Annotated in this window: 6 protein-coding genes and 2 pseudogenes; 3 read left to right on the forward strand and 5 right to left on the reverse strand. The window is 71.6% G+C overall.

Annotated features, from left to right (window positions below):
- A pseudogene (locus tag ACWDO5_RS34850) lies at positions 1 to 208 on the forward strand (hypothetical protein); the annotation flags it as partial.
- Between the two features lie 23 nt (positions 209 to 231).
- The gene (locus tag ACWDO5_RS34855) at positions 232 to 1,107 is read left to right on the forward strand and encodes an aminoglycoside phosphotransferase family protein (protein ID WP_450534546.1); all 876 of its coding nucleotides are present in this window, start codon (positions 232 to 234) and stop codon (positions 1,105 to 1,107) included.
- A 377-nt stretch (positions 1,108 to 1,484) separates the two neighbouring features.
- Here ACWDO5_RS34855 and ACWDO5_RS34860 read toward each other — a convergent pair.
- Positions 1,485 to 1,592 (reverse strand): annotated as a pseudogene (locus ACWDO5_RS34860) (transposase); the annotation flags it as partial.
- A gap of 17 nt (positions 1,593 to 1,609) precedes the next feature.
- On the opposite strand from ACWDO5_RS34860, the gene ACWDO5_RS34865 reads away from it, so the two are divergent.
- On the forward strand, positions 1,610 to 2,077 hold the full coding sequence (locus ACWDO5_RS34865; RefSeq protein WP_450534547.1) for a hypothetical protein: 468 nt from the start codon (positions 1,610 to 1,612) through the stop codon (positions 2,075 to 2,077).
- Between the two features lie 634 nt (positions 2,078 to 2,711).
- Here the strand turns inward: ACWDO5_RS34865 and ACWDO5_RS34870 are convergent.
- The 4 genes from ACWDO5_RS34870 to ACWDO5_RS34885 all read right to left on the reverse strand — a co-directional run.
- Positions 2,712 to 4,406, reverse strand: a complete 1,695-nt coding sequence (locus ACWDO5_RS34870; protein WP_450534548.1) for a proline--tRNA ligase — start codon at positions 4,404 to 4,406, stop codon at positions 2,712 to 2,714.
- 69 nt (positions 4,407 to 4,475) lie between these two features.
- Positions 4,476 to 5,045 (reverse strand): GNAT family N-acetyltransferase, encoded by a 570-nt coding sequence (locus ACWDO5_RS34875; RefSeq protein WP_450534549.1) that lies wholly within the window; start codon positions 5,043 to 5,045, stop codon positions 4,476 to 4,478.
- A 30-nt stretch (positions 5,046 to 5,075) separates the two neighbouring features.
- Positions 5,076 to 5,921 (reverse strand): GNAT family N-acetyltransferase, encoded by an 846-nt coding sequence (locus ACWDO5_RS34880; protein ID WP_450534550.1) that lies wholly within the window; start codon positions 5,919 to 5,921, stop codon positions 5,076 to 5,078.
- A 165-nt stretch (positions 5,922 to 6,086) separates the two neighbouring features.
- Positions 6,087 to 6,398, reverse strand: a 312-nt coding sequence (locus ACWDO5_RS34885) for a flavodoxin-dependent (E)-4-hydroxy-3-methylbut-2-enyl-diphosphate synthase (RefSeq protein ID WP_450534551.1), incomplete at its 5' end; no start/stop codon positions are given.

Here is a 6,398-nt window from a genome sequence, read left to right on the forward strand (position 1 = left end):
AGGGGCGATGGGCGACGAGTCGCCGGGCCCAGCGGCTGCTGCCGCAGCAGGCGAGCAGGGCGGCTTCGGCGGCGACGGCGGGGGCGGTGTTGAAGGGCGGGAGGCCGCGGGCGCGCTCCGCGAGGCGGCCGTACGCGCGGTGCGGTGGCGCGGCAGCGGCGTAGCCTTTCCTGGGCTCGCCGAGCGGACCGGGAGTCGAGCGCGCTGAAGGGGAAAGGGAACAACGGACGCATGGCTTTCGAACCGCCTCAGCGGCTGGTCCAGGCGCTGGGCGAGAGTGACGACTGGCTCGGGCAGCTGCCGAAGGCCGTCCAGGAGGCGGTGGACCGGTGGGAGCTGGACGTCGAGCGGGTGACGGCGCCGGGCGGCCGGAGCAGTCTGGTCCTGCTCGTGCGGCAGCCGGACGGGTCCTCGGCGGCGCTGAAGGTCGCCCCGCCGTCCGCCTCGCCCGAGCTGGAGCGCGCGGCGCTGGAGCACTGGGACGGCTGGGGCGCGGTCCGTCTGCTCGCCTCCTCGGACAGCGCACTGCTGCTGGAACGCCTGCACCCGGAGGTGTCGTTGCGGTCCCTGCCGGAGGCGAAGGCGCTCCTGGAGGCGGCGGGGACGGTGCGGCGGCTGTGGGTCGAGCCACCGGCGGACCACGGTTTCGAGACGGTGGCGGAACGGACGGCGCGGCAGGCGGACGCGATGCGGGCGTTCGCGGAGCCGGGCACGGCTTCGCTGGTCTCCGCGGCGTTGGCCGCCCGGGACGAGCTCACCGCGTTCTCCCCCGAACTCCTGCTGCTGCACGGCAACTTCCGCCAGGGCAAAGTCCTGGCGGCCGACCGCACACCGTGGCTCGCGGTGGGCCCGGAGCCCCTGGTGGGCGAGCGCGCCTACGACGTGGCCCGCCTGGTCCGCGACCGCGTCGAGGACCTGATCGCCACGTCCGCGGGCGCGTCGGCGGCCCGCCGCCGGGTGAACAAGCTCGCGGACTCGCTGGAGGTGGACCGGGAGCGGTTGCGGGGGTGGACGCTGTTCCGTGCGGTGGAATCGGCCACGAGAGCGATGACGGCGGGGCGGCGCCGGGAGGGCGAGCTGACGCTGGAGTTCGCGGGCTGGTTTTGACCCTCGCCCGCGTGGACGTGGGCGATTCTCCCTGGCGTCCGTTGGGTTCGCCTTGAGTCGGGTTCCTGTTTCCTTCCCACGCTGGTGGGTGTTGTGCGCGCTGCCGGGACGAGTCCTGGTCTTACGTGCGCTCCGCAGGCGTTTACCTTGCTGGTCGCCCGACAAGGGCCCCCGGCCCGGGGATGGGTGGTACTGCTTGTGCGGCGCGAATGCGCCGTCCTTCGTGCTTCACGTTTCTCGCCGCGTTGTGGTCGCGTTCGTGGCGGGTGCCGCACGGGGGGGGGCAGGTCCGGGCGCGGATGTGCAGGGGTTTGGGTCCGCTTCACGCTCAAGGTCTCCACGCTGATGGCTTGGTTCTCGCGGATCAGCTTGGTGGAGAGCTTGTGGTGGAAGTCCTTGCGCGCGTCGGCCACCTTGGCGTGAGCCCTGGCGACTTTGACCCGCTGCTTGTCGCGGTTCTTCGAGCCCTTGGTTTTGCGGGACAAGCGGCGCTGCTCCCCGCTTGAGTTTCTTCTCCGCCCGGCGCAGGAAGCGCGGCGATCTGACCCGGGAGCCGTCCGCCATCACGGCGAAGTGGGTCAGGCCGAGGTCGATGCCCTGGTCTGCCTGGGCCGGGGGCCAGATCTCGTTCGCCGGGTCGGTCGACACGACGAAGCTCGCCCAGTACCGGCCGGCCGCGTCCTTGATCACGGTCACGGTGGACGGCACGGACGGCAGCGTGCGGGACCAGCGCACCTTCACCGGGCCTATCCTGGGAAGGTTCAGCTTCCTGCCGGGCGTGATCGACCAGCGGCATCGAACTGTCCGAGGGCAGCCAGCCATCGGACAGGACTCGCATCGGCGGACCAGCCGCAGTCTGCCTTCGGACGTCAGCTGCGAGTTGCGGTGTGTCGTGTGTGGCGCCGGGCGGCCGTCACGGGGACGCGACGCGTCCCCCTGCGGCAGCCGCGCGTTCGATCCCGGCGAGTAGCCGCTGGCGCCGCGCCGCCCCTGGCCCCCCTCGCGCCGCAGGCGGGCGTGCGCGGCGCGTGCCCGGTGCCATCCCGCACCACGGGGCCAGGCGCGCAGCACCCGGCCCTGGCCGAAGCGCGGGACAGAAGCCGTCTCGTAAGCGATAGCGCCGCCGTCGGCTCGCGCCGCAGGCGACAGCGGTGCGAGTCGGCGGCGGGCGACCGGGTCTCAGCCACGGCGCCGTCCGGTCGGCGCTCCCCGTGCCCCGATCCGTCGCCGCCACCTCACCGCCTTCGCCGCCGGGTCTCAGCCACGGCGCCGTCCGGTCGGCGCTCCCTGTGCCCCGATCCGTCGCCGCCACCTCACCGCCTTCGCCGGCATGAGGGGGCCGGGCCCCCACATGTGGGGCGGCCCGGTGAGCGGGCGCGGCCGCCGGGACGCGGGTTCGGTCGTGCCGGGCCGTCCGACAGCGGCGACCAGCTGCGCCGTCCTCGGGTCGCAGCCCCGCTCTGCGGAGACAGCTCCGCGCCACAGGAGCGGGGCTCTCACCGCTCGCGCAGGCCGAGGGCGCCCGGGCATGCCCGCCACCACGCGGTGCGGAGCCGGACGCCCGATACAGCGGGAAGGGGCGGGGGAATCCATCCCGTGACCCCCTACTCGCTGAGCCGCGCCACCGCCTCCGCCACAGACAGCTCCTCGCGCTCGCCCGTGCGGCGGTCCTTCAGTTCCACCACACCCTCCGACGCGCGGCGGCCCGCCACCACGATCTTGGGGACGCCGATCAGCTCCGCGTCGGTGAACTTCACGCCCGGCGAGATCCCGGCCCGCTCGTCGACCAGCACCCGCAGGCCCGCCGCGGCCAGCTGGTCCGCAACCTCCAGAGCCAGTTCCGTCTGGAGCGCCTTGCCCGCGGCCACCACATGTACGTCCGCCGGGGCGATCTCGCGCGGCCAGCACAGGCCCTTGTCGTCCGCCGTCTGCTCGGCCAGCGCCGCGACCGCACGGGAGACGCCGATGCCGTACGAGCCCATGGTCACCCGGACCGGCTTGCCGTTCTGGCCGAGGACGTCGAGCTGGAACGCGTCCGCGAACTTGCGGCCCAGCTGGAAGATGTGGCCGATCTCGATCGCGCGGTCGAGCCTCAGGCCCGTGCCGCACTTCGGGCAGGGGTCGCCCTCCTCGACCACGACCACGTCGAGGTACTCGTCGACCTCGAAGTCCCGTCCGCACACCACATTGCGAGCGTGCGTGTCCGGCTTGTTCGCACCGGTCACCCACGCCGTGCCCGGCGCCACCCGCGGGTCGGCGATGTAGCGGACCTTCTCCAGGCCCTGCGGTCCGACGTAGCCGCGTACGAGATCGGGGCGGCCCGCGAAGTCCTCCGCCGTGACCAGCTCGACCTCCGCCGGCGACAGGTGCTCCGCCAGCTTGCCCAGGTCCACCTCACGGTCGCCGGGCACGCCCACCGCCGTGATCTCGCCGTCCACCTTGACCAGCAGGTTCTTCAGCGTCGCCGACGCAGGCACGCCCAGGTGCGCGGCGAGCGTCTCGATGGTCGGGGTGTCGGGGGTGTCCACCTCCTCGACCGGGCCGTGGGACGAGGCGTCAGCCGCGACCGCGGTGAAGGTCACGGCCTCCGTGTTCGCCGCGTACTCACACGCCGGGCAGTCGACGAAGGTGTCCTCGCCCGCCGGCGCGGGCGCCAGGAACTCCTCGGACGCCGAGCCGCCCATCGCGCCCGAGACCGCCGAGACGATGCGGTGGTCGAGCCCGAGCCGCTCGAAGATCCGGATGTAGGCGTCGCGGTGCAGCGCGTACGACTCGGCCAGGCCCTCGTCCGTGGTGTCGAAGGAGTACGAGTCCTTCATCTGGAACTCGCGGCCGCGCAGCACACCAGCCCGCGGACGGGCCTCGTCCCGGTACTTCGTCTGGATCTGGTAGAGGATCACCGGCAGGTCCTTGTAGGACGAGCACTGGTCCTTGACGATCTGCGTGAAGATCTCTTCGTGTGTGGGGCCCAGGAGATAGTCCGCGCCCTTGCGATCCTTGAGCCGGAACAGCAGGTCGCCGTACTCCTCGTACCGCCCGCTCGCGTCGTACGACTCCTTGGGGAGGAGCGCCGGGAGAAGCACCTCCTGGCCGCCGATCGCGTCCATCTCCTCGCGCACGACCCTGGTGATGTTCTCCAGGACCTTCTTGCCGAGCGGCAGCCAGCTCCAGATACCGGCGGAGGTCCGCCGCACATAGCCGGCGCGCACCAGCAGCTTGTGATTGAGCGTCTCGGCATCCGCCGGGTCGTCGCGCAGTGTCTTGACCATCAGACGGGACATGCGCTGGACCTGGGCCATGGGGAACTCTCCTGCGTCAAGAAAGGGTGATGCTCTGGAGGTTAACCGGGCAGCCCGGGCGGGCGGAAATCACTTCCCGCGCAGCAGCGGCAGCGGGGCGCCCATCACGGCGTACGGACTGGGCGCGCTGGGGAACATCACCTGGCGCGCAAGGTCCTGGTAGCCGAGCGTGCGGTACAGGCCGCGGGCCGGGCTCTCGACGTCGATCGCGGAGAGGATTGAGCGCGGCTGGTCGGCGTCGTCTGTGATCGTGGTGATCAGCGAGCGGCCGATGCCCCGCCCCTGGTAGCCGGGGTGGACATGGAGTTCGGTGATGACGAAGGAGTCGTCGAGCCAGCTGTCGGTGCCGGTGCGGCGCAGATACGGCTCGACGACGGTGGACCACCAGTGCGTGCGGTCGTTCGGCATGCCGTAGACGAAGCCGACGAGGCGTCCCGAGTCCGTCAGCGCGCCCAGCGCACGGGCGCCGGGATACATGAGATGGCGGTAGACGATATGGCGGCGCACCTCGATCTCGTCCTCGCTGAGCCCGAAGGCGAGGGCCTGTACGGCGAGGGCTTCGTGGATCCGCGCGGCGAGATTGACCGGCCCGACCACGACGCTGGGTGTGTGGGGTTCGCCGCCTGAGAGTGCTGCCATGCGCGAAACCCTACTTGCCGTCGCGCACGGTCAGAACAGCACGCTCATGAAGGCGCCGACCTCGCGGAAGCCGACCCGCCGGTAGGCCGCCCTGGCTGCGGTGTTGTAGTCGTTGACGTAGAGGCTGGCGACCGGCGCGACGTCCGCGAGTGCGTAGCGGAGCACGGCCGCCATGCCGGTCTCGGACAGTCCGCGGCCGCGGAACTCCGGTGCGACCCAGACGCCTTGGATCTGGCAGGCGTGGCTGGTGGCTGCGCCGATCTCGGCCTTGAAGACGACCTTGCCGTCGTCGATGCGGGCGAACGACCGCCCCGCGCCGACGAGTTCGGCCACCCGGGCCTGGTAGAGCAGCCCGCCGTCGCCGGCCATCGGCGAAACGCCGACCTCCTCGGTGAACATCGCCACACAGGCCGGCATGATCACCTCCATCTCGTCCTTGCGGATGCGTCGGACGTACGGATCGGGCTCGATGGTGTCGGAGAGTTGCTCGGTGACCATGAGCGGCTGGTGGGAGCGGACATCCCGGGCCGGGCCCCAGCTCGGCTCGAGCAGACGCCACAGCTGGGTGGTGGACTCGGCCGGGCCGACGATCGAGGAACAGCGGCGGCCGGTCCTGCGCGCGCGGTCGGCGAAGGCGCGCACGGCCTCGGGAGTTGCGCAGATGGGGACGAGATTGGCGCCGGAGTAGCAGAGCGAGCGCAGCCGCCCGTCCGTGTACCAGCCCCACATCTCGCCGCCGAGGCGCCAGGGGTCGAGTCCGGCGGCCTGGACTCGGGACGTGACGAACGCGTTTGTCACGGGCTCGCTCTCGAGGATGGCGAGCGCTGCGCCGAGGTCACCGGGTTCGAGGACCCGGGTGGTGGTCTGCGTCAACACGAGGGGGCCTCACCATACGGTCTGCTGGTCTCCGCACTGTACCCGGCAGGTCTGCGGGGTGCCGAGCCCAGCGCAAGGCCCCCACACACGCCAAGGGGCGTGCACGGGGCCCGTACGGAATCACCGGCCGGACGGGACCTCTGACCGGGGCCTGTGACCGGGACGTCAGGAGCTGACCGAGACCTCCGGCTCGCCCGAGACCATGCCGTCCCGCTCCATCTGCTCGGCGATCTTCATCGCCTCTTCGATGAGGGTCTCGACGATCTTCGACTCGGGCACGGTCTTGATGACCTCACCCTTCACGAAGATCTGACCCTTGCCGTTTCCGGAGGCAACGCCGAGGTCGGCCTCGCGGGCCTCGCCCGGCCCGTTGACAACGCACCCCATAACGGCGACGCGCAGCGGCACCTCCATGCCTTCGAGACCGGCGCTGACCTGGTCGGCAAGCTTGTAGACATCCACCTGGGCCCGCCCGCA

It is taken from the genome of Streptomyces sp. NPDC000880 (genome assembly GCF_053599675.1).